This window comes from Roseobacter sp., assembly GCF_045106495.1.
Lineage (GTDB): Bacteria > Pseudomonadota > Alphaproteobacteria > Rhodobacterales > Rhodobacteraceae > Roseobacter.
In genome coordinates, this window is sequence record NZ_JBGCEQ010000011.1 from 108,990 (window position 1) to 132,841 (window position 23,852).

Below are 23,852 nucleotides of genomic sequence, written 5' to 3' on the forward strand. Positions count from 1 at the left end.
ACAATGTCTCGGGAATCATCTGTCCTAAGAAAATGACCGCCTATTCCCAAAAACCGATTCTCTCGCGGATAGCGTTTACGATCCAATTCGCCAACGCTTAGTCAGATTTGCGAGGGACTTTTCCACATTTGTTCAGCCCACTGGTGTTTTTGCTCGATCGGTTCGATTTCCGGTTTGCTACCAGAGTTTCATTGAGCAATATCAAAACGGCACTCACATCGGAGTTTGAAATGAAGACCCTTTCACCCAAGAGTATTGCGCCGCCATTTGCGCGCTATTCGCACGGCGTCGAGTTGCCACCCGGCGCGCGTATCGTTCGCACGTCCGGTCAATTGGGGATGGCGCAGGATGGCACAGTTCCTTCGGGGGCCGAGGTGCAAGCGCAAATTTGTTTTGCCAATATTCTGGACATTTTGGGAGAGGCGGGTATGGGACCGGCCGAAGTTTTTCACGTGAGCGCTTTCGTGACTGACCGCATGCACATGCAGGGATATATGGCCGCCCGAGATGTTTTTCTGGCGAAGGTAAATGTACTGCCTTCCTCTACACTGATGATCGTTTCGGGGTTCACGCGCCCTGAGTTTGTGGTCGAAGTTGAGGTTTGGGCGGCGATGGCCCCCTAGCGATCATCGGTATATCCTCTTTGGAGAAGCTTTTTGAGGGTCCAGACAAAGGTTCCGCCAAAAAAGACGCTCGCGATCACGACGATTTCGAACATGGCCGCGCCTTGAGGTATCCCGCGATAAAAAAGAGCAGCGACCAAAAGCACCAGCCCCAGCGCTGAGAAAACAAGTCGGAACTGAAGTTCCCCTTTTCCAGGTCCGTATTTGCTCATTGCCAACGCCCTATGGAAACGAAGGGGCCGGAACTACTTTGCCACTGCAAGTGCCGAAACCCACCTTGTAGCCGTTACCCTGCGCATGTCCGGTCAGGATCATCGTGTCACCATCCTCGATGAAACTACGGGTTTGACCGTCTTGCAAGGTGATTGGCTCCTTGCCACCCCAGCTGAGTTCCAAAAGAGAACCACGTTGATCTTTTTCCGGGCCGGAAATTGTACCGGAGCCCAACAAGTCGCCAGTATTCATGGCACAACCGGATGATGCGTGATGGGTCAGTTGCTGAGCTGCCGAATAATACATCTGGTTGTAATTTGTACGTGCAATAACCTCCGGCGCCGCCCCTTGAGGTTCAATCAAAACAGCAAGGTCAATATCAAATAGCATTGGCCCCGGTTCTTTCAGGTAGGGCAACAGTTCCCTTTCTCGCTCGGGTGTTGTGGTCCGGAACGGTTCAAGCGCCGCCTTGGTTACGATCCAAGGGCTGATCGAGGTGGCAAAGGCTTTGGCCTGGAAGGGTCCAAGCGGCTGGTATTCCCAAGCCTGAATGTCACGCGCCGACCAATCATTGAGCAAGACATAACCAAAGATCATTTGATCCGCCTGCGCAACCGTTACAGGCTGGCCCATCTGCGTCGAAACGCCAACTATTGCGCCCATTTCAAGCTCAATATCCAGTCGCTCGCAAGCGCCAAAACTTGGGTTCTCGGCCTCTGGCGCCTTGATCTGTCCGAGGGGCCGGCGAATTTCCGTGCCGCTGACGACCACTGTGCTGGCACGCCCGTTGTACCCAATCGGTAGATGTAACCAATTGGGTGGCAACGCATTTTCCGCCCCACGAAACATGGTGCCGACATTGGTCGCATGATGACGTCCAGCGTAAAAATCGGTGTATTCGGAAACGACCAATGGCATGTGCAATGTGACGTCCGCCATTGGTACCAGGTGCGGTGCGACTTGTGCTCGTTCCGGTGCGTCTTCGCGCAAAAATTCATGGAGCCTTTCGCGCAGTGCCTGCCATGTTTCAGGACCCAACTCCATCAAATCATTCCAATACGGCAAATCAAACACGGGAGCGTTGCTGAGCCTGATAAGTTCAGCGGTTTCCAATGCGGCCATGTCCAGGACTTGATTGCCTATGGCGACACCGCATCGGGCATCGTGCCCGTTGTTGGAAAATACGCCGTAGGGAAGGTTGTTTAGCGGGAAATGGGTCTCGGGATCATTCGCGCTGGCGACCCAGCTCTTCATAAGCGGCATCTAGTCATCCTTTGAGGATCGGTCTCGCTTCTTGCGCGCCTGCAGCCAACGGAACAAGCCGAAAAGGGCGGCCATGAGGCCGATCCAAAACAAAAGATCGATAAGTGCGGTGCTCATGGGTCTTACCTATTTCTTCTCAGGCGTTCCGTCGAACTTTTTCTCAATACTGTCCCAACAATCGATGTAATCGTCCTGCAAAGGGGCTTCATTGGCGGCAAATTGCGTCAAGTGTTGCGGAAAACGGGTCTCGAACATGAACGACATTGTATTGTCCAGTTTCTCGGCCTTGAGCTTCGCGTTCGATGCGCCATCAAAGGCGTTTTTGTCTGGTCCGTGTGGGAGCATCATATTGTGCAAGCTCATCCCGCCGGGGACAAACCCTTTGGGTTTGGCGTCATACTGGCCGTAGATGTTACCCATCAGTTCAGACATGATGTTCTTGTGGTACCAAGGGGGGCGAAACGTATCTTCGGCTACCATCCAGCGCTCCCGGAACAGCACAAAGTCAATGTTGGCTGTGCCTTCAACTCCCGAGGGGGCGGTCAGGACGGTAAAGATCGATGGATCGGGGTGGTCAAACAATACTGCACCCACAGGACAATAGGTCCGCAGATCGTATTTGACGGCAGCATAGTTGCCATGCCAGGCGACCACGTCCAGGGGACTGTGCCCGATTTTGGTTTCATGGAACTGACCTGCCCATTTTATCGTAACGGTGGACGGCGTTTCGCGATCTTCAAAGGCTGCCACCGGCGTTTTGAAGTCCCGCCGGTTGGCCATGCAATTCGCGCCAATGGGACCGCGCCCGGGCAGATCAAATTTCTGGCCGTAGTTCTCGCAGACAAATCCGCGCGCGGGACCTTCCAGCACCTCCACCCGGTACAAAAGACCGCGCGGCAGGATCGCGATTTCCTTGGGCTCAAGGTCAATTAAGCCAAGCTCGGTACTAAAGCGCAGCCGACCTTCCTGTGGTACCACCAGCAATTCGCTGTCTGCGGAATAGAAATAGGCGTCCTTCATCGAGGCAGTGACCAGGTAAATATGTGCTGCCATGCCGACTTGGGTGTTTACATCGCCCGCCGTCGTCATAGTGCGCATACCGGTCAACCATGTCAGGCTATCTCCGCTGTGCGGAACAGGATCCCATCGGTACTGACCCAGCGAAACCACGTTCTGGTCCACGTAAGGCGCAGATTTCCAATAGGGCAGATCGATTTTCTCGTATCGGCTAGAGTGCTTTACAGATGGTCGAATGCGGTAGCACCAGGTACGTTCGTTTTGGTGACTCGGTGCAGTAAAGGCCGTCCCTGACAGCTGCTCGCCATAGAGCCCATAGTTGCATTTTTGTGGACTGTTCATACCCTGTGGCAAAGCGCCCGGCAGCGCTTCGGTTTCAAAGTCATTGCCAAATCCGGGCATATATCCCGAGGTTGTCCCGGCACTGTCCGGGGCCTGCGTCATGTCCGTCGGTATCACTTGCTGGTTCATCGCATGTTCCCTTGCCAAAACTCAGCGTGCTTGTAATAGTTGTTTTTGTAACTAACAAGAGAAGCACATGACTGTGTCTGGCAAAAGCACTTTCGATTTGCAGGGATTCCTACCTTATCTGCTCAATCAAGCCGCCGAAACGAGCAGTTTGGATTTCCAGCGCGTCTACAAGGACCGCTACGGCATGCTGCGCACCGAATGGCGCGTGCTTTTTCACCTGGGGCTCTATGGGAGTATGACAGCCGTCGAGATCGTAAAAGCGTCGAAGATGCACAAAACAAAAATAAGTCGCGCCGTGCATGGATTGATGACACGGCGATTTCTAACCCGAACCCGCGATGCGGTGGACCGCCGAGTGGAACACTTGAACCTGACGCCGCAGGGACGCGTTGCCTATGAAGACTTGCGCGATGTGGCTCGCACCTATGATGAAGCTTTAAGCAAACGCTTCGCGCCGGATGAGCTCATTGTATTGCGCAAGGCTCTGCGGGAACTGGCGCAGTTGCCGGTTGTGGGCAAATTGAAAGGCCCATGACTGGGCCTTTCATCTGTCGTTTTAGCTGCGCGTTTTGCGACGCTGGCGCCAAGCCAAAAAGCCCAAGGCGCCGAGCAACATGGGCGCACTTGCAGGAAGTGGCACCGGTGCGACCTTGCTGATCTCGATGGTCAGCAGATTGAAGGCACCCGGATCCGAATTGAAATCGATCAGAGCAGGGTTCAACGTATCGCCCGTTGCCAGCAAGACACCTGTTCCAAAGAGCTCGTTTGAAAGCGGCAAACCTTGCTGAATTCTGCCTTCGCCTGTGGGGCTGTCTGCAATGTCGACGCCTTGAATAAAGGCGGCGCCCTCTAACCCATTGGCTTCGGTTCCTGCGTCGTAGATCTGCTCGCCAGTCACGCTGATTTTGGTGTTTCCAGTGAAAGTACCGTTGGCGTCAAAGATCTGGTAAGCCAGCGGATTGTCGTTACCGATGAAATGGTCATTCGAAGGTAAGACCATGGAAAGGAAGGTGAAAAAGAGTTCCTCAGACGCATTCACGTCAATTGTGCCGGATACGCTTTCGCCTGGTTGGATCGGAGGCGGGCCGTCTGGGGATGCGAGAACGATAGGTTGGGAATCCGGGTCAATGGCCCGGCGTTCCGCCGCGATAGAAGAGGGCGCACCTGTTTCGGCAATTAGTTCCAAGCCTGGCGATGCAATGCCGCCCAAATCAAAAGCATCAAAGCTGCCGTCGTGGAAAGCGGTATATAGAGGCGTGATGGATAATCCTCCAGCCGCCTGATTGTTGGTTACTGTAATTTTCAGGGTGGCTGCATGCGCCGAGACGGCAAAGGTCGCCCCCGCGGCTGCCACAGCCAAAGCTAAAAGGTTTCTAGTTACAAATTTCATTTCTTACTCCTGTCAGGTGAGCCAGTCCCTAATGGATAGGCTGAGGCAGCCTAGGAGTCTGTGAGATCAACCTGTACTCACAGCTGCGTGAGAGACAGGTATCTACTCGTCTTGTGAAAAAAACTGAAATTTCCGTGAGGTAAAGCGTCAGAAGTCGATGGTCACACCGGGCAAATCCAATGCTTTCATCAGATCGCGCAGTTCCTGACGCGCGGCGACGTTGGAAATGTTCAACTGTTTCACGCCAATGTCCTTGAGATCAAGCAAGGTAAGCCCGCGCGGGAACAACTCGCGAAAAACCACGCGTTCGGAAAAGCCGGGTGCGATGCGAAAGCCAATGCGTTTGGAGAGGTTTCTGACCGCGCGTTCCATCTTTTCTTTGTTGACCATTCGCTGTGCGCCCATGCGATTGCGAACGACAACCCAGTCAATCGGCGCCAGCCCGGCCTGCGCACGCAGCTGACGTGCGTTCCAAACCATCTCGGAATAAACCGAAGGCCCAAGAATTTCGTCGCCAGTGGAATCCGTGTGCGCCAACAGGTCGAAATCAACAAAACTGTCATTGAGAGGCGTGATCAGCGTGTCCGCCAACGAATGAGCCACCTGGCTCAGCCGAGTGTGTGATCCGGGACAATCGATCAAGATGAAATCATTGTCTGGTCCCAGTGATGCAACTGCTGCTGACAAACGATGATCATAGATGTTTTCGTTCGGTTTCAAACTGTCTGCCGGGATGTCGGGCAATTCGTGAGTGTTCGGGCTGGCCAGATCCAATTCGGCATTTTTCAGAAACGCTTTGCGGTTCTCGGTATAGCGTCCGAAGGTACGTTGGCGTAAATCCAGATCCAGTGCGCTGACTTTGTGCCCCATGCGGACCAGCGCTGTTGCGACATGCATGGAAACGGTAGACTTTCCTGCGCCGCCTTTTTCATTTCCGACGACGATAATATGCGCCATTTGCCCGATCCTTTGCCCAGTTGCTTGGTGCAACCTTGTATTGCGGGATACTATATGTGGGGTTCGGTGTTTTGGGAAGATATCATCAGTCGGGAACCTCTGGAAATGTCCTTTAGGACAAAGTGTTGCAAGATGACCGATAAGGTATGTCACTGGCTGATGTCAGAGCTACGGCTTTCAGCATAAATGCCGAATAAACCTGCCTGCTTAGTAACCCACAGGTAGATTTGCAGCGCGTGCCGTGTTCTCGCAGAGGTGACTGGACTGTTGGCGCCCCTTCTGGCTGTTATGGCCACAGCATAGTGGAGCTTTCAATGCGCAACTGGATTTCAATTTTTCTGCTGACTGTTGTGATGGGACTGCCCGTCCGTGCACATGCATCCGCCGATACCTGTGGCAGTGCGGAAATACCCTGCATCGTTTCGACCGGTGATTACCATGTTCTGGTGCCACAGACAGATACGCCCAAGGGTATTGTGATGCATCTGCATGGGGGTGGTGGCACGGGCAAAGGCTTGTTGAAGTCAGGCATGGCGCGCGCTGCGCAGGCGCGAAACTACTTGTTTGTGGCGCCAACAGGATACCATCCCAATGCTCGATACAAGCGGAATTGGTCCGTACGCGCCGGTCAAATGCGATTTGAGCGCGATGACATCGTGTTTCTCAAAGAAGTGCTTTCGGATGTACGTGCGCGCCCCGGGATGGGCTCGGCTCCTGTTTTGCTGAGTGGCTTTTCACGCGGCGGTTCCATGGTCTGGGACATAGCATGCGCCGATCCGGAGTTTGCAGATGCCTATGCGCCCATGGCCGGTGCCTTTTGGGATGATTTGCCGACCTCCTGTGCCGGTCCGGTGAAATTGTTTCACACACATGGATGGAATGACCGCACGGTACCGCTCGAAGGGCGATCTTTTGCGGACGGCGCTATTGTCCAGGGTGATGTTTGGGCGTCTTTGAAGATTTTGCGCGAAACCAATGGGTGCCGAAATCGCCAACCCGAAAGCAGCAGTTATGAAGACGGATACTGGATGCGCCATTGGACAGATTGTGCGTCAGGGCAAATAGATCTGTTGTTGCACCAGGGCGGTCATGGTGCTCCGAAGGGGTGGTCGGAGCGGGTTCTGGATTGGTTTGAAGATTGATTGAGCGTGACGGTTCGCATGAGACATTTGTCGAATGCGCGTCAGCTCTAGTGGGTGCGATGCGGGTCGCGAAAAATATGTCAGATCATCTCTCCTCAATTCGGCTGCGGAATAGGTCCAACAAACGCAAGGCCAGAACCAAAAAGGCCGCCCTGAAAAGAGCGGCCCGATCTCATTCAATGGGGTGTCTGACTTAGAAGCCGAGACCTGCATATTTGTTTTTGAACTTGGAAACGCGACCACCTGTGTCCATCAAGCGCGATGTGCCGCCGGTCCAGGCAGGGTGCACCGACGGGTCGATGTCAAGCGACAGTTGGTCGCCCTCCTTGCCCCATGTCGACTTCATTTCCACGATCGTGCCGTCAGTCATTTTGACGTTGATTGTGTGATATTCGGGATGGGTATCAGCTTTCACGGGATAAGCTCCTTACGCGTCTTTTGCCGCAAGCGGCTTGTAGTTGGAATTCTCTGTGATACGTGCCGATTTACCGCGACGGCTGCGCAAATAGTAGAGCTTGGCGCGACGCACACGACCGCGGCGCACGACTGTGATGTTGTCAATGTTGGTGGAGTGCAGCGGGAACACACGTTCCACACCTTCGCCGAAGGAAATCTTGCGCACTGTAAAGGAGCCGGCAATGCCAGTGCCGTTGTTGCGTGCGATGCACACACCTTCGTAGTTCTGAACACGGGTCCGCGTGCCTTCGGTCACTTTAAAACCGACGCGGACAGTGTCGCCCGCGCGAAAGTCCGGGATCTCTTGCCCCAAAGCGGCGATTTGTTCCGCTTCAATCTCTGCAATCAGGTTCATCTGATCGTCTCCTATGATGCTCGTGGTTTGGCCACGAAGTTTTGCGCGTCTCAGAGCTTCCGGTCTGTTTTCGGGTCCGCGCATCGCGCCCGCCGGGAGAATTCAAACGTCTTTGCTTGCTTTGGTGTTCCGCATAAGCGGGGTATCCGAAGCCGCATAAGCGATTCCGAATTCGCGCGGTATAGGGGGGATTGGCTTTTGGATCAAGGGGCGTGTCCAGAACAATCACTAACTGGTCAGGGGCGAGACCCGGTTTCATTTGGTCAATCTTTCTGAAGCGGATGTCGAGTACGGCTGCTTGCAGGCATCAATGCGATCGACTTCTTTGAATTCGAGGCAGCAACCACTCCTGATTTCGATCTACAACCTTGTGTCTCAGGCTGCGAAACGCAATGAATGCGTAAAGAGGGCAGAACATTTCATTATGAGCGATACACCCAAATCATTTGGTCGAAAAACGATCCGCCCGATGCTGAAGCCGCGCGCTCTCATGGACACTGACGAAGCGCTGGTCGGGGTTTGGCAAGCCCGCGTTGTCACCCTGTTTCCGGATGCCTTTCCTGGTGTGCTGGGTCTGTCTCTGACGGGAAAAGCCTTGCAGGAGAACCGTTGGCAACTGCACACACATGATCTGCGCGAGCACGGGATCGGCAAACATCGCAACGTCGATGATACGCCTGCCGGCGGTGGCGCTGGCATGGTGCTACGTGCCGATGTCGTGGGCGACGCGCTGGCCGCGGCGCAGTCCTTTGCGCTTGGCCGGTGGCCGATTTTGTACATGTCGCCGCGGGGGCGCCCGTTTGATCAGACAATGGCGCAGGATTTGGCACGCTGTGACGGTGTGACCTTGCTATGTGGGCGCTTTGAGGGGGTTGATGAACGCGTTCTGGAACATTTCGGCATTACCGAAGTGTCATTGGGCGACTTTGTCATGACAGGGGGTGAACTGGCCGCGCAGGCCATGATCGACGCCACGGTAAGGCTGTTGCCCGGCGTTTTGGGAAATGCGGATAGTACCGTGGAAGAGAGCCACGCGCAGGGTTTGCTGGAACATCCGCAATACACACGCCCGGCCGTTTGGGAAGATCGGGCTATTCCAGATGTCTTGATGTCTGGCAACCACGCAGAGATCGCCAAGTGGCGGCGTGCCCGCTCAGAAGACCTGACAAAAGAGCGCCGGCCCGATTTGTGGCGCCGTCACGCCGGGGATGACTGAAGCGGATCAAATGAGACTGATGTAAAGGTCGGCCGCGCGTTTCGCGCGCCAAAATTCGTTTTATAACAAGCCAACGTCTTAAAAGAGCCCTTCCGGCGGATCCGCAATGATGCGTCCCGTGGCGAGATCAACCGTCGGGACTGCGGCCAGCGTAAACGGCAGCAGGACGGTCTCAGAAGAGTTGGGCCGCTGGATGTCCAACAGATCGCCCGCCCCATGGTCGAGTACGTTTTTCACCTGACCCAGCACGGTGCCGCCAGTGTCCATAACCGTCAACCCGATCAGATCCGTGTGGTAGTATTCATCATCTGGCAGAGAGGGTAACTGCGCGCGCTCCGCAAAGAGCTGGACGCCTTTCAAAGCATCCGCTTCTTCCTTAGTAGCGACCTCTGCTATGCGCGCGACAAACCCGTTTTTGATGGGGCGGATCAGGGCCAAATGAAACAAAGTCGTGCCATCTTCTGACGTTAAAGGGCTATATTTTTCAATATCTTCGGCCACTGCGCAAAAGCTCTTGATGCGCAGTTCTCCACGCACGCCATAAGACCCGCTGATTGCGCCGACACAGATCTTGTCTTCACTCATTCCTCTGCTCCAAAGCACAAACCTTCTGACATCTCGCCACCCCGATCAAGACATGTGTCGCGGTGCGCGGCCTGCTCAAAGAACATGCCCGCCACAAAGGCCACAAGGATCAGGATCAAAGATCGGATCGGTCTGAACATGAAGGGTCCCGGTCACAGTTGAAAATGGCGCTGACCCCATCAAGAGGTGTCGCGCCATTCTTGTCCAGCCCGAAGACCGGCTGGTTAGCCAGGGCCCGATTACTCGGCGCTGGCTTCCTCGGCTGGGGCGGCGGCTTTGGCCGCTTTCTCTTCTGCGCGCTCTTGCGCTTTCTTGCCAGGTGTTCCCTTGTTGGGGTTGTCACGCTTGGTTTTCTCTTTCAAACCAGCAGCTTCCAACATGCGGGACACACGGTCTGTGGGCTGTGCGCCTTGACCAAGCCAATGCTGGATGCGCTCCACGTCCATTTTCACACGCTCTTCGCTGTCTTTTGGCAGGAGCGGGTTGTAGGTGCCCAGTTTTTCGATGAAGCGACCGTCACGTGGCATGCGGCTGTCGGCTGCGACGATGCGATAAAACGGGCGCTTCTTGGAGCCGCCGCGGGCGAGACGAATTTTCATAGCCATGGTGTATTTCCTTTTGTGTTCAGTGCGTAAGGTGGGTTTCTGGCCACCTTCATTTTTGGTGTTTGTGGTGGTGCTGAATGACTTCAGCGATGATGAAGTTCAGAAACTTCTTGGCAAATTCCGGATCGAGATCCGCCCGGTTTGCCAAATCTTCGAGCCGCTCGATCTGCGCGGCTTCGCGCGCGGGATCTGAGGGGGGAAGGTCGTGGCTGGCTTTGAGTTTCCCCACCGCCTGCGTGTGTTTGAAGCGTTCGCCCAGCGTGTAGACGAGAATTGCATCCAGTCTGTCGATGGAGGCCCGGTGCTCCTTGAGCAGCTCGGCGGCGCGCGCAACGGCTTCGGTCATTTTGAGCCTCCTGACGGCGGAAATTCGCCATGCACAAAACGTGCACCACCTGTGCACAGGTTGTGCACCGCGCGGGTGCATTTGAATGGGATGAGATCAGTCAAGCGCCCATCCCTTTGGTTTGAAGAGCGGATCAGCGTAGTGGCTGATCTCCATGTCTATGCCATGGGCCAACTGGGTCCCGGCAAGCGCTTCGGGAGCCGGGTGGCGGTAGACTGAATCGTTGCCGTCGATGGTTGCGGCATCCGCGTCTTTGACCGCGCCAAGCCGTTCGGCCAGCCGGATGCTGTCCAGGTTTTTGGGGTCGATGTAGCTGACGGCCGTTTCCCAGCCCTTTTCGCCATAGAGATACCGGCGCACTGCATGGGTCGCCTCCAGCGCGTAGCCCTTGCCGTTCTTGTCAGGCCAGATCACCCAGGCGATCTCGGCTTCAGGCCATTTCGCTGGTTTCCAGCCACCGGCCATGCCATAGGTTTCATCCGTGTTCTGGTCGTGGATCATCCACATCCCGTAACCGCGGATCTGCCAATGGCCAATCTCGGCGGCATAGAGCATCCATGATTCATACGCATTCAGCGGCCCGCCCATAAAGCGCGCGCGATAGCTGGTGAAGGTCGCCTTGAAGTCCGGGTAATCCTCCGGCTCCGGGCCGCGTAGCACCAGACGTTTGGTCTCAAGCGTGGGGATCAGCGTGTTCATGCGATACCCTTGGGAAGGGGATGACGGTAGACAAATCCCGGGGTTTCAGGCTTGGGCTGCACCGCGTCTGTGTCCAGCACCGCGCCCAACCGTTCGGCCAGCGCGACGGATGCGTCATTGCCTTTGGCAATGTAGCTGACAATGATGTCCCATTTCAGCACGTCCCAGGCATGGGCGATGCAGGCTTGGGCGGCTTCAAAAGCAATGCCCTGACCCTCTGAGGCGGCATCAAACAGCACCCAGCCTACTTCTTTCTCCGGCCAGCCATGGGGATACCAATGCCCCACCATGCCCAGCGGCGCATCAGAGCCCTTGCGGGTGACGAAGAACATGCCAAAGCCGCGGATCTGCCAATGGCCGAATTCGGTGCCAAAGAAGTTCCACGCCTGCCGGGGCGTCATCGGGCCACCGGTATATTGCGACCGTTCGGTGGCGTAAAAACCCATGAAGGCTTCCGCATCTGACGGCTGTGGGCCGCGCAGGATCAATCGATCCGTGGTTATGGTGGGGATCTGGGTCACGATTACATCAGGCCCAGATCAGCAGGGCTTTCGCCTTCTAGCACGGGCCGGGTGAAATGGCGCTCATAACGGCGGATGCACTGGGTGCGTTCGGAATGGGCGTATGTGGCGATACAGGCGGGGTCACTTGCCATGGCCACGCGGTATTCTTCATAAGCCGCCAGCGAGGGGAAGCTGAAGCCGCACCACGCCAGATCTGAGGGGCCTTCAGAGGGCAGCCAATAGCCGTGATGAGTGCCGCCCAGCCGATTGACGTTATGAATCCACGCCTTGGCGTAGATTTCAAAATCCGCCAGTTTAGCCGGGTCAATTTCGTATTTCAGAAAGCAGGTGATCATACCGGCTCTCCAACTGCTGTAAGCTCAAATCCAAAGACATCGCGGCTGTGACCATCGGGGAAGGCGTCGCGGCGCAATTTCTTGCCACCTAGTCGCTCCACCAGACGTAGGGCGGCCGCATTTGTGTCACGCACATGGGTTTCCACGCGCGCCCATCCCAGCGTGTCGCGGGCATATTCAAGCACCGCGCGGGCGGCCTCGGAGGCGTATCCCTTGCCACGTTCAGTGCCAAGCAACCACCACGTCAGTTCATGGCTGGGCCAACCGTTCCAATGCACGATGCCGCAGCCGCCTAGAGGTTTTTGGCTGTCGCGCTCGATCATCACAAACTTGCCGAATCCATTCATCTGCCAATGTCCGATGTCAGCGGCCAGCCGCACGTTGGCCTGATCGGGCCGCAGTGGTCCGCCATAGAAATACCCGTCACCCGTCTGCGCATCAAAAAAATCCGCATAGAGTTGCCCGTCCTCGCGGCAAGGCCCGCGCAGCACAAGGCGCTGTGTCTCAAGGATAGGTATATCGATGACAAGCGTGGTCATTTTTTCTTGCCGAACCCTGACAGACCGGGGGGCAGAGCCATGCCGCCGCCACCCATGCCACCGAGACCACCGGGCAGTTTGCCGCCCATGGCCTTGGCCGCAGCCTCGAGTTGTTTGGGGTCCATCTGGCTGGGGTCCATGCCGCCCTTGCCCATCATGCCCTTCATCGCCTGTTTGAGCATGCCGCCCTTGCCCATTTTGCCCATCTTCTTCATCATGTCGCCCATCTGGCGCTGCATTTTCAGAAGCTTGTTGAGCTCGGAAACTTCCATGCCTGCGCCCTTGGCGATCCGCTTTTTGCGGCTGGCCTGCAGGATTTGCGGGTTGGCGCGTTCTTTTTTGGTCATCGACTGGATAAGCGCGATCTGGCGGGTCAGTACCTTGTCGTCGAAGCCTGCATTTTCGACCTGTTTGGCCATTTTACCCATGCCGGGCATCATGCCCATCATGCCTTGCATGCCGCCCATCTTGAGCATTTGTTCGAGCTGCATTTTCAGGTCGTTCATGTTGAACTGACCCTTGGCCATGCGTTTCATCATGCGCTCGGACTGTTCCAGCTCGAGCGTTTCCTGTGCCTTTTCGACCAAGGCGACAATGTCGCCCATGCCCAGAATCCGGCCCGCGATTCGTTCCGGCTCGAAGGTTTCGATGGCGTCCATCTTTTCGCCGAGGCCGACGAATTTGATCGGCTTGCCGGTCACCGCGCGCATGCTGAGCGCTGCACCGCCGCGCCCGTCGCCGTCCATCCGGGTGAGCACCACGCCGGAAACGCCGATCTTGTCGTCAAATTCGGTGGCCACATTGACCGCGTCCTGACCGGTGAGGCCATCGACCACCAGCAGCGTTTCGCGGGGATTGGCCACATCGCGCACGGCGGCGGCCTGGGCGATCAGGTCGGCGTCGATGTGCAAGCGGCCTGCAGTATCCAACATATAGACGTCATAACCGCCCAGACCCGCCTGGGTTTTGGCGCGTTTGGCGATCTGTACCGGATCTTCGCCCTTGACGATGGGCAGGGTGTCAACGCCGATTTGCATGCCCAAAATCGCAAGCTGTTCCATCGCCGCCGGGCGGTTGACATCGAGGGAGGCCATCAGCACGCGTTTGCCGTCGCGGTCCTTGAGGCGTTTGGCCAGTTTCGCCGTAGTGGTGGTTTTACCAGACCCCTGCAGGCCGACCATCAGAATCGGCGCTGGCGGGTTGTCGATTTTCAGTGCACCGGGCTCGCCTTCGCCCTTGAGCACGTCGATCAGCGCGTCGTGCACGATCTTGACGACCTGCTGGCCGGGGGTGATGGATTTGGTGACCGCCTGACCGGTGGCTTTTTCCTGGACTGCCTTGACGAAGTCGCGCGCCACGGGCAGCGAGACATCCGCCTCCAGCAGGGCCACGCGGACCTCGCGCAGGGCGGTTTTGACGTCCTCCTCGGAGAGGGCGCCTTGTTTTGTCAGCCGGTCAAAGACGCCAGAGAGGCGCTCGGAGAGATTTTCAAACATGGGCCAGGGCCCCCTTTGGTTTCGGTTGCGATCCCCTTTGATGTAGGGGCGCGCGGGTGTTTCACAATTACCCCTTGCCATGTTTTCCGAAGGCAAAACCGGGCGGTTCGTGCGATCCACCGTGTGCGGCGGGGCGAAAACCAAACAGTTCTGCCCCCGTGGGCGCAACGCGCGGACGGAGGGCGATCCCGGGACAGAGCCCAAGGGACCGGAAGGGATTAGCTTCCGGGGTTAGTGCGGCGTTTAAGCCTCCGTGCGGGGGGTGTCAAGTCAACCCAGCACCTTGGCCTCCAGCGCCTTGACGTGTTCCTCTAGGTGGCGAAAGCGCCGTTCGATTTCCTCGCTGGGCATGAAGGATGTGCGCGATGTGTCTTCTACCAGATTGCCCAGCACTTGCACAAAGCCAGGGTCATCGCGCAGCCGCATGTTCACCAAGCGCATCAGGTCGTGATGCTCGGCGGCAGTTCTGAGCGTCAGGTTCGGTAATGGCATCCTTGTCTCCCGTGCATACCCGATATTCGTATTGCGATTTGCCTATCATAACGTGTTGCATATGAAAAGGTCTCTCCCCATATCTGATGTATCACGAAACGCAATGCATTACGTATTGCGATGGACGTAATGATACGCGAGGAGACAGCGATGAAATACACTAAGATTGAAAACATGGGCGTGAATGAGGACGCCCCTCTGACTTACATGATCCACATTGACAACGGATCATCGCGGAACCTTTTTGTGGGGAGTTCGCCACGGGGCGGCGATCTGCCACGACAGGGTCAACTCTGGACGGCTGAGTCCCTTTTGCAGCGTGATCCCCCCTTTCCGGATTGGTTTTTCCGTTGCGAACGCGTTCACTTTGCCATGGCCGAGGCCTGGTTGCAGAACACCGCGATCAATCTTGTGATGCTGGGCAATGCGCGCATCTCACAATTGGAAGAGACCCGCCAGCAGCTGGCCACCACGATGCAGGCCGATCTTAATGCTGATATGCCCCGTGAAACTGGCGCCTTTGTCATTCGTCTGAGGATGCTGAAATTCAAGGCTCTGGATAAATTCAAGCGCGCGTCTGACCCTAGGGCCTTGAAATCCGATGCGCCGCATCTCTGGGAGGCCGCGTGCGAGGGCTATGCGGATATGCATGCAGTCCCGGTGCCCGTTGCGCATCAAACCCTGAGACGCAAGCTTTCGATCTGATGGTGCCGAAGGGGGCGGCAGTCGCGTCACCACCGCCCCTTTAAATCAAGCGGCCAAGGCCTCGATGCCGGCGTTGGCCTTGTCCAGTGCCTTGTCAGCATCCGCCATGACCCTGTCTGCTGCAATGATCTGCACGTCCGTAATGCCGATGAAACCCATGATGTGACGTAGATAGCCGGACGCAAAATCAATGTCGGAGCCGATCTCGGTGCCACCGCTGGCAAGGGCGATCACAGCACGTTTGCCTTCGAGCAGGCCTTTGGGCCCATTTTCCGTATAGGCAAATGTCACGCCAGCGCGGGCGATCAGGTCAACCCAGGCCTTAAGCGCGGCGGGCACGCCGAAGTTGTAAACCGGCACGCCAATGACCAGCACATCCGCTTCTTTGATCTCGGCGATCAGGATATCAGAAAGTGCCAGCGCCGCATTTTGGGCATCGCTGCGTTGATCGGCCGGTGTGAAGTTGGCATTGACCCATGTTTCGTCAATGTGCGGCAAAGCATTGGTCAGGTCGCGGCGGATGACGGTGCCGCCCAGTTTTTCAGCGATACGTCCTGTCAGATCACGGGTTGTCGAGCCTGCAAGCCGTGCCGACGCATCTATGTGCAGAAGGGTCTTGGTCATGTCAGTTGTCCTGTTATCAGTGGATCGGTTGTCTTGGTGAAAGTGAATATGGCTATTGCATTGGTGAACGCAATTAGTGTTAAATAACACCCAATGTGCATTGGTGCACATATTGGCCAGGCAGTGTGACATGGATAATTGGGACGAGATCAAAACCGCCTATCAGGTGGCGCGCATTGGGACGGTGAGCGGTGCAGCGGATGTGCTGGGTGTGCATCATGCCACGGTGATCCGCCACATCGACGCGTTGGAGCGGCGCCTCGGCGTCAAGCTGTTTCAACGCCATGCGCGGGGTTACACGGCGACCGAAGCCGGGCAAGACCTCTTGCGCGTAGCACAGGCCACGGATGATCAATTCAGCCAGTTGGTCGGTCGGATCAAGGGGCTGGGCGACGAGGTGTCCGGCGAATTGGTCGTTACCTCGCTGATCAGCCTGGCGCCGCGCATGGTGCCCATGCTGGTGCAGTTCCAAGCAAGGTATCCGGATGTGGTGGTGCGCTACCTGACCGGGGATCGCTTGTTTCGGCTCGAATATGGCGAGGCGCATATTGCGATCCGCGCAGGCGCCGCGCCCGAGCAGCCCGACAATGTGGTTCAGGCGTTTCACAATCAACAAATGGGGCTATTCGCTACCAAAGGCTATCTTCAGGCCAATGGCACGCCGCAGACGGTTGAGGACTTCGCCGGGCATCGCTTTGTCGGACATGATAATGACAACAGTCGCGCACCTTTCAACCGCTGGCTGCGCGCCACGATCCCCGCCGCGGCGTTGACGTTTCGGTCCACAGATAGCCATGCCATCGAGGAGGCGATCAAGGCCGGGGCTGGCATCGGGTTCATGCCGGTTGCCGTCGCGCGCAAGAGCCCGGACCTGGTCGAGGTCTTTGAACGTCAGGAAACCTGGGCCGCGCCGCTCTGGCTGGTGACCCACGTGGATTTGCACCGTACCACCAAGGTGCAGGCTTTTCTGACCTTCATAAAAGAGCAATCGAAAGACTGGAATTCATGACACCTGACCGGCAAGGTCATCTGGCGATGCTGGCGTTTTCGGCTCTGGTGGCGGGTTCATTCGCGCTGGGTGCGCGCGCTGCGAATGAAATTGACCCCGCCGTGATGAACGCGGTGCGGTTTGTTCTGGCAGCCGCCGTGATTGGGGCCGTAGCTGCGGCGACCACCGGATTGCCGCGTTCAGCGTTTCGGGCGCCTTGGCGCTATGTTGTTATGGGCGCAATTTTTGCGGCTTACTTCGTTTTGATGTTCGAGGGATTGAAAACGGCAGCACCGGTGAGCGCTGCTGCCGTTTTCACGCTGACCCCGGTGATGGCTGCGGGTTTCGGCTGGGTCTTGTTGCGCCAGATCACAACGCCTCGTATCGCTCTGGCGCTGGTCGTTGGCGGGGTGGGCGCACTTTGGGTCATCTTTCGTGCCGACTGGTCCGCTTTTCGGGCCTTTGAAGTGGGCCGTGGCGAGATGGTCTATTTTGTGGGCTGCATGGCCCATGCGTTTTACACGCCTTTGGTCCGAAAGTTGAACCGGGGCGAGCATGCGGTCGTGTTTTCCTTCGGTGTTCTGGTCGCAGGGGCGATTTTGCTGACGCTCTATGCCTGGTCCGAGATTTGGGCGACAGACTGGTTGGCCTTGCCGCCGATTGTCTGGATCACGCTGATTTACATCGCGTTTTTTGCCTCATCAGCGACCTTTGTTTTGTTGCAATTTGCGACGCTGCGGCTGCCCAGTGCCAAGGTCATGGCTTATACTTATCTGACGCCCAGTTGGGTGATCCTTTGGGAAATCGCTCTGGGCGGCAAAACGCCGGCTCTTGTGATTTTGGGGGGTGTGGCGCTGACGATGGCCGCACTTGTGCTTTTACTGCGTGATGAGAGCGGCAAGGAATTGGCATCCAAAGCGCAGGGCGCAGGATAGGGTTGCGTACTACGTATCGTGTTGTTTCACTGGTTGGGCTTGGGAAAGCGCGATGTGGGAGGTTTGGGTGCCGGGTCAGGCGTTGTCTTCGGGCAGTTCATGCGCGAGGAACCTCTCGAAAGCCTCCAGATTGACCGGCTCGAACTGTCCGAAGCCCTGCATCCAGACCGAGGCTGCCCGCAAGGCATCGGGCTCCAGCTTGCACCATTTGACCCGCCCGCGTTTTTCCTGAGAGATCAGGCCTGCGGCAGAAAGCACGCCAAGATGTTTCGAAATGGCCGCGAGCGACATCTCGAAGGGCTCCGCCACGTCCGTCACGGCCATATCATCTTCCAACAGCATGGTCAGAATGGCGCGCCGGGTTGGATCGGCGAGGGCGGCAAAAGCCTGATCGAGGTCGCGTGTCATGTCCTCTCATACCGCCCGCGCGATGCGAGGGAAAGCCGGTCACCCGCGCGGATGGTGATGGGTCTGGGACGGCAAGGTGAGCCGATGGCGCGCAATCTCGGCCTGCGACAGGCCGATGTCGCGCGCCAAATGGTCATTGATGCGACCAACATGCAGGGTTTTGGGTGCAGGCTTGAACCAGGCTGCACAGGCGTGCAGGCGGTTTTTAAGTGCCTTTATGGCAAGAAAGTAGCGATCGCCCAGGAGCGTCATATCGGTCATTTCATCATTCCTTATTGGTGGATTGAAGATAATATCCAAGATTTTGCAGCGGAAATCAAAATCAATTGCTTGACAATATACGTGCCAAAAAGTCACGTATCGCCTATGTCTCGTAACCTGCCGCCTCTTAATGCCCTGCGCGCTTTCGACGCCGCGGGCCGTCATGGCAGTTTCAGCGGTGCCGCAGAGGAGCTTGCCGTCAGTCACTCCGCAATCAGCCGCCATGTGCGGGGTCTGGAAAGCCGTCTTGGCCTCAAGCTTTTTCGGAAACTGGCCCGTGGCGTTGAGTTGACACAGGAGGGGCGCGCCTATCTGGACCGCATCCTGCCTGCGCTCGACCTGATCGCGGAAGCTACCGACGGTCTGGCCGCCACGCCGCGTGGGCGCGTCACCATCAACAGCGAGCCGCTTTTTGCAGAACGCTTCATCATCCCGCGTCTGGCAGGGTTTCAGACCGCCTACCCGGAGATTGACGTCCGGCTCGAGGCTTCCTCGCTGATTGCGGATGTCGAACGCTATGAAGCGGATATTGCCATCCGCTACACACATACGGGGGCTTTGGGGGGGCCGGGTGACCTGTTGAGCGCCGCGCCAATTTACCCGTACGCCAGCCCGGAACTGGCCCAGGGCCTCCGTCAGCCAGAGGATTTGCTGCATGTCACGCAACTGAGGGATCGGAGCAAGAACATCTGGCGTCAATGGTTTGCCGCCGTCGGAGTGCAGGCGGAATTGCCGGTGGACGACGGTTGGCGTCTGCGGTCGCGGCTTGCTTACGAGGCGGGGTTGAACGGCCTGGGCGTTTACATGGGATCGTCTGAATGTGTGTCGTTTGACGAGTCTCTGGGTCGGTTCGTGCGGTGCTTTGACACCGGTATTCGTGACGGCGCTTTTTTTCTGGTGCATGGCAGCACCGGGTTGCGTCGGACAGCCGTGAAACAGGTGCGTGCATGGCTGCTGGATGAAACCCAAGCGTTTCGTGTTTTGCCTGCAGAGACGTAAAATCAACCAGATGGTTGAATATCAGTTTTGTCCTTATGCCTCTTGAAACGCGACTACGACAGGTTGCCTCGAAGGACGAGAGGTCGATTAATATTTAATAATATCAATTGATTAAAGGTTCTCTGCGCAGCGCGCATCAGCAGTTGACTCACGGCGGTCTGCACAATAGCAAAAGCACAACCATCCAAAGGGGTGTTTCAACGTGACCGATGAGGACCAACAGCAGCGTTTGGAGCAGCTCGAGGCCCGGATCGCGGCGGCGAAACAGGCGCAAGCGCCGACACCCCGGGCGGATGAGCACTACTCTCAGGCGCAACACGCCTGGCGGATGGTGATCGAATTGGTGGCCGGTCTCGGGATCGGTTTTGGCATTGGATACGGGCTGGACTGGCTCTTGGGGACGATCCCCATCTTTCTGGTGCTGTTTACGATGCTGGGTCTGGCGGCGGGCATAAAGACGATGCTCCGTTCCGCGCAGGAGATGCAGGACAAGAGGGTGGCCGAAGAGGCCGACATGAAAGACGGGGAGCCCTGAGAATGGCGACAGAAGCAGCAGAGACAGGCGGTCTGGTTTTCCACCCGATGGATCAATTCATCATCAAACCCTTGTTTGGTGACGGCGCGATCTCCTGGTACACGCCGACCAACGCCACCTTGTGGATGGCCTTTGCAGTTGTTGCTGTCATTCTGCTGATGGTTTTGGGCAGTTCGAAACGGGCGATCGTCCCGTCGCGCGGACAGTCGGTTGCGGAACTCGCCTATGGGTTCATCTACAAGATGGTCGAAGACATCTGCGGCAAAGATGGCGTGAAATACTTCCCCTATATCATGACGCTGTTCATGTTCATCGTCTGCGCCAATTTTCTGGGTCTGATCCCTACGGCCTTTACCCCGACCTCGCATTTCGCCGTGACCGTTGTGCTGGCCATGGCGGTGTTCCTGACTGTGACCATCCTCGGATTTGTCAAGAACGGCGCCGGGTTTCTGAGCCTCTTTTGGGTTTCCTCGGCGCCTCTGGCCTTGCGACCGATCCTCGCGATCATCGAATTGATCTCTTATTTCGTGCGCCCGGTGAGCCATTCCATTCGTCTGGCGGGCAACGTCATGGCGGGCCACGCGGTGATCAAGGTCTTCGCAGGTTTTGCCGTAATCACATTGGTTAGCCCGGTCTCCGTGGTGGCGATCACCGCGATGTACGGTCTGGAGGTCCTTGTGTCCTTCATTCAGGCTTATGTTTTCACCATTCTGACATGCGTTTATCTGAAAGACGCGCTTCATCCACATCACTAACGTAGGGCGGTCTTCGGGCCGCTTTATCCGCATCTAAACTTCCAATCGTAAGGAGAATTCACATGGAAGGCGAACTCGCACACATCGGCGCAGGCCTGGCGGCAATCGGTTCCGGGGCAGCAGCCATCGGTGTTGGTAATGTTGCAGGCAACTATCTGGCAGGCGCATTGCGCAACCCCTCTGCCGCTGCATCCCAAACGGCTACACTCTTCATCGGTATCGCTTTTGCAGAAGCGCTGGGCATCTTTGCCTTCCTCGTCGCTCTGCTGTTGATGTTTGCCGTCTAAGACCTCTTTGACGACAATCCTTACGGTCGGGCGGTGCGTACCCACGCGCTGCCCGATGTAACGGCCCGCTTCGCAGGAGACAGACATGGCTACCGAAACTACAAGCGCTGACGCTGCCGCCTCTGCACCGGGCATGCCGCAGCTCGATTTTTCGACATGGGGCAACCAGATTTTCTGGCTGGTGATCACGCTGGTCGTGATTTACATGATCCTGTCGCGCGTGGCGCTGCCCCGGATCGCTGCCGTGCTGGCGGAACGTCAGGGTACCATTACCAATGACATTGCTGCGGCAGAAGACCTTAAGGCCAAGGCGCAGGAAGCCGAAGCCGCCTATGACAAGGCGCTGGTCGACGCGCGTGCCGAAGCCCACCGCATCGTCGGTGAGGCAAAAGCAGAAATTCAGGCGGATCTCAATGCCGCCATGGCGCAGGCGGATGCCGATATTTCCGTCAAAGCCGCCGAGTCCGAAAAGGCCATTGCCGAGATCAGAGCCGGCGCCTTGGACGCGATCAAAGAGGTTGCAGCCGACACGGCGCAAGAAATCGTTGTGGCAATGGGCGGGAAATCAGATGCGAAATCGGTTTCTTCCGCTGTTGCAGCCCGGTTGAAAGGATAAGCGATATGCGCACTCTTCCCTCCCTTTTGGCGGTCACTTTTGCGGCCAGCATTGCAAGCCCCGCTTTCGCAGCATCGGGCCCGTTCTTTTCGCTTGGCAACACGGATTTCGTGGTCTTGCTGGCATTTTTGCTCTTTATTGGGGTGCTGTTTTATTTCAATGTGCCGAGTCTTTTGGGCGGCATGTTGGACAAGCGGTCCGAAGACATCAAATCCGAACTGGAAGAAGCCCGCGCCTTGCGGGATGAGGCGCAAACGCTTCTGGCCAGCTACGAACGCAAGCAACGCGAAGTTCAGGAACAGGCGGATCGCATTGTGGCCGCAGCTAAGGAAGAGGCCACTGTCGCAGCCGAGCAGGCGCGTGCGGATCTGGCGATTTCACTGGAGCGCCGGATGGCCGCTGCAGAAGAGCAGATCGCAACGGCGCAGGCCTCTGCAGTCAAGGAAGTGCGTGATCAGTCCGTGAGCGTCGCCATCGCCGTGGCGCGCGAGGTGATTGCCAAGCAGATGACCGCGGCCCAGGGCAACAGCCTGATTGATGGCGCCATTGCCGAGGTCGACGCCAAGCTGCACTGAAGCGGCCATATTCCGGTACTATTTTTGAGAAACCCTGGCTGCGCGCCGGGGTTTTTCGTTTTTCTGTCTCGTGGGTTGTCTTTTATCGACCGTGGGTTCGCCGATAAACAAGTATCGCAATTGCGCATATGATCAGTTCATTCACAAACGTCCAATGCGTCAGAAATGACAGAACCCAATGGTTTTGTGTGGCTGGCACCTGCACGAGCGTTACGGGAAGGTCCAGCACCGGCCATCCCCAATCAATCTGCCCGGCGATGCTGTCGAGCATCAGATGCAGCAGAGCGCCTAACCCAAGCGCGATCAGGCAGGCACTGATTTTTCCTCTGCTGATGCGATGCCAGGCAAGGCCCACTCCAAGCACAATATACCAGAGCGCAGGGCGGTGAGTGATGTAGTTGTGGTGATGCACGGACGGGCCATCGACAAGGTAAAAGGCAAACATGTCGATGTCAGGCGCGATGCTGCCCACAAGGAAGGCGGCGACTGCAGCTCTGCTCAATCTCGGCGCACATAGCCGTCGCAGGAGATATGCTGCGGGTAAATGCGCAATGAACATCAGTGACGTTCTACTTCGTGGCTCAGCCGCTGCCGCGCTACGACCTCATTCTGATCGGTCTTGATCTGGTTGCGCAGGCAGGTTTCAACATAGTTCAAATGTGTCTCGACAGCCTGTTTTGCCCCGTCAGGATCATGCTTTTGTAAATTGGTATTGATGGCGCGGTGCTGGTCCAGCAAGACTTCGCGGGTGGCGCGCTGGCGGAACATGATCTGCCGGTTGTAAAAGACGCCTTCGCGCAGCAACTGGTACATGGATCGCATCATGTGCAGCATCACCACGTTGTGGCTGGCCTCGATGATGGCCATGTGAAACAGCGCATCCAGCTGCGCCTCATCCTCGGGATTGCGTTTGGCATGGGCCGCTTCCATCTTGTCGAAAACGGTTTGAACAACCTGCAAATCCGTGCGCGACCCGAGCCTTGCCGCGCGTTCTGCCGCCAACCCCTCCAGGTCCTTTCGAAAGGACAGATAGTCGAAAACGGCTTCGTCATGGCGCGCAAAAAGCTGCACCAAAGCGGGTGCAAAAGCCGAGCCCAGAACATCTGCGACAAACACGCCCGCCCCGGCGCGGGCTTCCAAAAGACCCTGTTCCTGCAAATTGCCAATGGCGTCCCGCAGGCTGGGACGTGACACATTCAGCCGTTCCGCCAGCTCCCTTTCGGCAGGCAGGCGTTCTCCTGGGCGCAGGATGCCACGCAGGATCAATTGCTCGATTTGATGCACAACTGCAGCGGAGAGTTTTTCCTGCTGGACCGGGCGAAAGGGCATGTGATCTCCTTATTGGTCAAATAATATGACCACTTTTGGGTGCGGTAAACCACTTTCGCCAATGTTCCCGTGGCCCCCTTTCGACCCGCGGCGCAATGTCAAACGATCCGG

35 protein-coding genes are annotated in these 23,852 nt (G+C 56.8%); 13 read left to right on the forward strand and 22 right to left on the reverse strand.

All coding sequences use genetic code 11. The annotated features are described in order from the left end of the window. Positions 1-230 precede the first annotated feature (230 nt). Positions 231-623: a RidA family protein gene (locus AB8B75_RS09020; RefSeq protein WP_405361545.1), complete on the forward strand. Its 393-nt coding sequence runs from the start codon at positions 231-233 to the stop codon at positions 621-623. Here AB8B75_RS09020 and AB8B75_RS09025 read toward each other — a convergent pair. The 3 genes from AB8B75_RS09025 to hmgA all read right to left on the reverse strand — a co-directional run bounded on the left by AB8B75_RS09025 (position 620) and on the right by hmgA (position 3,587). After that, the gene (locus AB8B75_RS09025; RefSeq protein ID WP_405361547.1) at positions 620-835 is read right to left on the reverse strand and encodes a hypothetical protein; all 216 of its coding nucleotides are present in this window, start codon (positions 833-835) and stop codon (positions 620-622) included. The genes AB8B75_RS09020 and AB8B75_RS09025 overlap by 4 nt on opposite strands. Positions 836-845: 10 nt before the next feature. Beyond that, positions 846-2,099, reverse strand: coding sequence for a fumarylacetoacetase (gene fahA / locus AB8B75_RS09030; protein WP_405361548.1), 1,254 nt, complete (start codon positions 2,097-2,099; stop codon positions 846-848). A 126-nt stretch (positions 2,100-2,225) separates the two neighbouring features. Further along, positions 2,226-3,587, reverse strand: a complete 1,362-nt coding sequence (gene hmgA / locus AB8B75_RS09035; protein ID WP_405361550.1) for a homogentisate 1,2-dioxygenase — start codon at positions 3,585-3,587, stop codon at positions 2,226-2,228. A 67-nt stretch (positions 3,588-3,654) separates the two neighbouring features. Here hmgA and AB8B75_RS09040 point away from each other — a divergent pair, with 67 nt between their 5' ends. Next, positions 3,655-4,122, forward strand: a complete 468-nt coding sequence (locus AB8B75_RS09040; protein WP_405361551.1) for a MarR family winged helix-turn-helix transcriptional regulator — start codon at positions 3,655-3,657, stop codon at positions 4,120-4,122. A 21-nt stretch (positions 4,123-4,143) separates the two neighbouring features. Here AB8B75_RS09040 and AB8B75_RS09045 read toward each other — a convergent pair whose 3' ends face one another. After that, positions 4,144-4,977: a spondin domain-containing protein gene (locus AB8B75_RS09045; protein WP_405361552.1), complete on the reverse strand. Its 834-nt coding sequence runs from the start codon at positions 4,975-4,977 to the stop codon at positions 4,144-4,146. A gap of 147 nt (positions 4,978-5,124) precedes the next feature. Next, entirely contained in the window at positions 5,125-5,934 is an 810-nt protein-coding gene (locus AB8B75_RS09050; protein ID WP_405361553.1) for a division plane positioning ATPase MipZ, read from the reverse strand. Positions 5,935-6,248: 314 nt separating this feature from the next. Between AB8B75_RS09050 and AB8B75_RS09055 the strand changes: the two genes are divergently transcribed. Beyond that, positions 6,249-7,076 carry an alpha/beta hydrolase family esterase gene (locus AB8B75_RS09055; protein WP_405361554.1) on the forward strand — a complete coding sequence of 276 codons (828 nt, stop codon included), beginning with the start codon at positions 6,249-6,251 and terminating at the stop codon, positions 7,074-7,076. A 193-nt stretch (positions 7,077-7,269) separates the two neighbouring features. Here the strand turns inward: AB8B75_RS09055 and rpmE are convergent, their stop codons facing one another. Both rpmE and rplS read right to left on the reverse strand, forming a co-directional pair. Further along, positions 7,270-7,491, reverse strand: a complete 222-nt coding sequence (gene rpmE / locus AB8B75_RS09060; RefSeq protein WP_298974744.1) for a 50S ribosomal protein L31 — start codon at positions 7,489-7,491, stop codon at positions 7,270-7,272. 12 nt (positions 7,492-7,503) lie between these two features. After that, on the reverse strand, positions 7,504-7,887 hold the full coding sequence (gene rplS, locus AB8B75_RS09065) for a 50S ribosomal protein L19 (RefSeq protein WP_405361555.1): 384 nt from the start codon (positions 7,885-7,887) through the stop codon (positions 7,504-7,506). Positions 7,888-8,311: 424 nt separating this feature from the next. On the opposite strand from rplS, the gene trmD reads away from it, so the two are divergent. Continuing rightward, entirely contained in the window at positions 8,312-9,103 is a 792-nt protein-coding gene (gene trmD / locus AB8B75_RS09070) for a tRNA (guanosine(37)-N1)-methyltransferase TrmD (RefSeq protein WP_405361556.1), read from the forward strand. Positions 9,104-9,181: 78 nt separating this feature from the next. Here trmD and rimM read toward each other — a convergent pair whose 3' ends face one another. The 10 genes from rimM to AB8B75_RS09120 form a co-directional block, all read right to left on the reverse strand. Continuing rightward, complete coding sequence (gene rimM / locus AB8B75_RS09075) at positions 9,182-9,688, reverse strand: ribosome maturation factor RimM (RefSeq protein WP_405361558.1); 507 nt, start codon at positions 9,686-9,688, stop codon at positions 9,182-9,184. Further along, positions 9,685-9,828 (reverse strand): hypothetical protein, encoded by a 144-nt coding sequence (locus tag AB8B75_RS09080; protein WP_405361560.1) that lies wholly within the window; start codon positions 9,826-9,828, stop codon positions 9,685-9,687. The genes rimM and AB8B75_RS09080 overlap by 4 nt, the downstream gene beginning before the upstream one ends. A 99-nt stretch (positions 9,829-9,927) precedes the next feature. Next, positions 9,928-10,293 (reverse strand): 30S ribosomal protein S16, encoded by a 366-nt coding sequence (gene rpsP, locus AB8B75_RS09085; RefSeq protein ID WP_405361562.1) that lies wholly within the window; start codon positions 10,291-10,293, stop codon positions 9,928-9,930. Between the two features lie 49 nt (positions 10,294-10,342). After that, a complete protein-coding gene (locus AB8B75_RS09090) occupies positions 10,343-10,639 on the reverse strand; it encodes a chorismate mutase (RefSeq protein WP_405361564.1) in 297 nt (98 codons plus the stop codon). 96 nt (positions 10,640-10,735) lie between these two features. Then, positions 10,736-11,338 carry a GNAT family N-acetyltransferase gene (locus AB8B75_RS09095; protein WP_405361566.1) on the reverse strand — a complete coding sequence of 201 codons (603 nt, stop codon included), beginning with the start codon at positions 11,336-11,338 and terminating at the stop codon, positions 10,736-10,738. Then, complete coding sequence (locus AB8B75_RS09100) at positions 11,335-11,859, reverse strand: GNAT family N-acetyltransferase (protein WP_405361568.1); 525 nt, start codon at positions 11,857-11,859, stop codon at positions 11,335-11,337. Before AB8B75_RS09100 ends, AB8B75_RS09095 begins: the two co-directional genes overlap by 4 nt. Before the next feature lie 2 nt (positions 11,860-11,861). Next, positions 11,862-12,197: an NIPSNAP family protein gene (locus AB8B75_RS09105; RefSeq protein WP_405361570.1), complete on the reverse strand. Its 336-nt coding sequence runs from the start codon at positions 12,195-12,197 to the stop codon at positions 11,862-11,864. Beyond that, the gene (locus AB8B75_RS09110; protein ID WP_405361572.1) at positions 12,194-12,736 is read right to left on the reverse strand and encodes a GNAT family N-acetyltransferase; all 543 of its coding nucleotides are present in this window, start codon (positions 12,734-12,736) and stop codon (positions 12,194-12,196) included. Before AB8B75_RS09110 ends, AB8B75_RS09105 begins: the two co-directional genes overlap by 4 nt. Beyond that, complete coding sequence (gene ffh / locus AB8B75_RS09115) at positions 12,733-14,232, reverse strand: signal recognition particle protein (RefSeq protein ID WP_405361573.1); 1,500 nt, start codon at positions 14,230-14,232, stop codon at positions 12,733-12,735. The genes AB8B75_RS09110 and ffh overlap by 4 nt, the downstream gene beginning before the upstream one ends. 270 nt (positions 14,233-14,502) lie before the next feature. Then, a complete protein-coding gene (locus AB8B75_RS09120) occupies positions 14,503-14,724 on the reverse strand; it encodes a hypothetical protein (protein ID WP_405361574.1) in 222 nt (73 codons plus the stop codon). 150 nt (positions 14,725-14,874) lie between these two features. Here AB8B75_RS09120 and AB8B75_RS09125 point away from each other — a divergent pair, with 150 nt between their 5' ends. Beyond that, positions 14,875-15,429, forward strand: coding sequence for a hypothetical protein (locus AB8B75_RS09125; RefSeq protein WP_405361576.1), 555 nt, complete (start codon positions 14,875-14,877; stop codon positions 15,427-15,429). Positions 15,430-15,474: 45 nt separating this feature from the next. Here AB8B75_RS09125 and AB8B75_RS09130 read toward each other — a convergent pair whose 3' ends face one another. Continuing rightward, positions 15,475-16,053: an FMN-dependent NADH-azoreductase gene (locus tag AB8B75_RS09130; RefSeq protein WP_405361577.1), complete on the reverse strand. Its 579-nt coding sequence runs from the start codon at positions 16,051-16,053 to the stop codon at positions 15,475-15,477. Between the two features lie 130 nt (positions 16,054-16,183). Between AB8B75_RS09130 and AB8B75_RS09135 the strand changes: the two genes are divergently transcribed. Beyond that, complete coding sequence (locus AB8B75_RS09135) at positions 16,184-17,062, forward strand: LysR family transcriptional regulator (protein ID WP_405361579.1); 879 nt, start codon at positions 16,184-16,186, stop codon at positions 17,060-17,062. Then, the gene (locus tag AB8B75_RS09140; RefSeq protein ID WP_405361581.1) at positions 17,059-17,976 is read left to right on the forward strand and encodes a DMT family transporter; all 918 of its coding nucleotides are present in this window, start codon (positions 17,059-17,061) and stop codon (positions 17,974-17,976) included. The genes AB8B75_RS09135 and AB8B75_RS09140 overlap by 4 nt, the downstream gene beginning before the upstream one ends. Before the next feature lie 75 nt (positions 17,977-18,051). On the opposite strand, the gene AB8B75_RS09145 is transcribed toward AB8B75_RS09140, so the two are convergent. Then, on the reverse strand, positions 18,052-18,384 hold the full coding sequence (locus AB8B75_RS09145; protein ID WP_405361583.1) for an ArsR/SmtB family transcription factor: 333 nt from the start codon (positions 18,382-18,384) through the stop codon (positions 18,052-18,054). A gap of 39 nt (positions 18,385-18,423) precedes the next feature. Further along, complete coding sequence (locus AB8B75_RS09150; protein WP_405361585.1) at positions 18,424-18,645, reverse strand: hypothetical protein; 222 nt, start codon at positions 18,643-18,645, stop codon at positions 18,424-18,426. A 105-nt stretch (positions 18,646-18,750) separates the two neighbouring features. Between AB8B75_RS09150 and AB8B75_RS09155 the strand changes: the two genes are divergently transcribed. The 6 genes from AB8B75_RS09155 (at position 18,751) to AB8B75_RS09180 (ending at position 22,412) form a co-directional block, all read left to right on the forward strand. Continuing rightward, positions 18,751-19,644, forward strand: coding sequence for a LysR family transcriptional regulator (locus AB8B75_RS09155; protein WP_405361586.1), 894 nt, complete (start codon positions 18,751-18,753; stop codon positions 19,642-19,644). A gap of 202 nt (positions 19,645-19,846) precedes the next feature. Further along, the gene (locus AB8B75_RS09160) at positions 19,847-20,179 is read left to right on the forward strand and encodes an AtpZ/AtpI family protein (protein WP_405361587.1); all 333 of its coding nucleotides are present in this window, start codon (positions 19,847-19,849) and stop codon (positions 20,177-20,179) included. Between the two features lie 2 nt (positions 20,180-20,181). Further along, on the forward strand, positions 20,182-20,934 hold the full coding sequence (locus AB8B75_RS09165) for a F0F1 ATP synthase subunit A (RefSeq protein ID WP_405361589.1): 753 nt from the start codon (positions 20,182-20,184) through the stop codon (positions 20,932-20,934). Positions 20,935-20,996: 62 nt separating this feature from the next. Further along, positions 20,997-21,221 carry a F0F1 ATP synthase subunit C gene (locus AB8B75_RS09170; RefSeq protein WP_011567586.1) on the forward strand — a complete coding sequence of 75 codons (225 nt, stop codon included), beginning with the start codon at positions 20,997-20,999 and terminating at the stop codon, positions 21,219-21,221. Positions 21,222-21,306: 85 nt separating this feature from the next. Continuing rightward, complete coding sequence (locus tag AB8B75_RS09175) at positions 21,307-21,837, forward strand: F0F1 ATP synthase subunit B' (RefSeq protein ID WP_405361590.1); 531 nt, start codon at positions 21,307-21,309, stop codon at positions 21,835-21,837. A gap of 5 nt (positions 21,838-21,842) precedes the next feature. Beyond that, positions 21,843-22,412: a F0F1 ATP synthase subunit B gene (locus AB8B75_RS09180; RefSeq protein ID WP_405361591.1), complete on the forward strand. Its 570-nt coding sequence runs from the start codon at positions 21,843-21,845 to the stop codon at positions 22,410-22,412. A gap of 82 nt (positions 22,413-22,494) precedes the next feature. Here AB8B75_RS09180 and AB8B75_RS09185 read toward each other — a convergent pair whose 3' ends face one another. Beyond that, on the reverse strand, positions 22,495-22,971 hold the full coding sequence (locus AB8B75_RS09185) for a metal-dependent hydrolase (protein WP_405361593.1): 477 nt from the start codon (positions 22,969-22,971) through the stop codon (positions 22,495-22,497). Next, complete coding sequence (locus AB8B75_RS09190; RefSeq protein ID WP_405361595.1) at positions 22,971-23,741, reverse strand: FadR/GntR family transcriptional regulator; 771 nt, start codon at positions 23,739-23,741, stop codon at positions 22,971-22,973. The genes AB8B75_RS09185 and AB8B75_RS09190 overlap by 1 nt, the downstream gene beginning before the upstream one ends. Positions 23,742-23,852 lie beyond the last annotated feature (111 nt).